General features: G+C 34.6%; 1 protein-coding gene. It reads right to left on the bottom strand.

What is annotated here, in order from left to right:
- Positions 1–816: ISL3 family transposase (locus PVA17_RS24805; RefSeq protein WP_274069350.1), on the bottom strand; the 816-nt coding region annotated here is incomplete at its 3' end.
- Positions 817–1,134: the final 318 nt, after the last annotated feature.

Raw genomic sequence — 1,134 nt, 5'->3', positions numbered from 1 at the left:
TGATAATTTAGATGCACGTTTATAAAATACATGACGCATACGTTTACACTTTGTGCGATTGTATTTGTCCCATTCTTTTTGTACTTGTCGGCGCACTTCGTCCATTGCCCAATAGATATAACGACTAAAATGAAAGCGGTCTGCCACAATAACTGGTCGACCTAATGATTGACGAACAGCTGCTTTAAAACTTGGATTCATATCCATGACTACTATTTCAACATCTGCTCCATACTGACTTAAGTAATTTTTTATGGTTTCTTTTTTACGATTCGGTAAAATGTCAATCGGTTCGCGCGTCTCTGCATTCGCAATTATTAGCTGATACGTACCTGCATCTGTATCGCCTTTATACTCATCAATCGCAATCGCTTTTGGTAAACGTACACCCTCTACTAATTGTTTATTCGCTACCTTTTTAAAACGTCGAATGACCGTCGTGGTTGATGTGCCTAGTACTTCTGCAGCTTCTTTAAATGTTTTAGCTTTAATAGCACGTATACTTACTACTTGATTCCATTCCTTTGAGTAACGTTGATATTTATCCACGAAGGGGGACTTTTCAGAGAAACGCTTTCCACAATCACAAGCATAACGACGACGTTTATAGAAAAGAATAGTTAGACGTTCAAACCATTTTAAATGATTGATCTTTTGTATACGGTAATCATGAACTTTCGATGTTTGTTTTTTACAAACTGGACATTGATGGGTACATTTAGGCAATTGTACATACAATGCGATTCGATCGCCTACTTCTTCTACTTTTGTAATCTCTACATCTTTTAATCCTGGGATATTCATGTTAAAATTCATTTGCATAGTTCACCTTTCTATTACTTGTTTCTAGACAATTCAAGTATATAAGAAATGGTGATACTGTGCTTTTTTATGCATAAAATTGTGTGATTACCCCAACAAATATTATAGAACCTATTTATTTAACATTTTATATGGCGTCCAATACAAACCAAGAAAACCCCGTGATGTTAGGAAAAATTAACATTTACGGGGTTTTTAGTAGATTTTTTTATTTGAATCAATATAGCCTTTAAAGTCAAACCAGAACGTATTTTTATCGTCACTGTCTTTTGAATGATGCCTTGATTCACTTTTCTCCAATCTATAAAATAG

This window comes from Lysinibacillus sp. CNPSo 3705, from assembly GCF_028674935.1.
In the GTDB taxonomy this organism is placed as follows: Bacteria; Bacillota; Bacilli; order Bacillales_A; family Planococcaceae; genus Lysinibacillus.
Note: the sequence above shows the minus strand (reverse complement) of the source record. Positions and strands in the feature narration are given on the sequence as shown.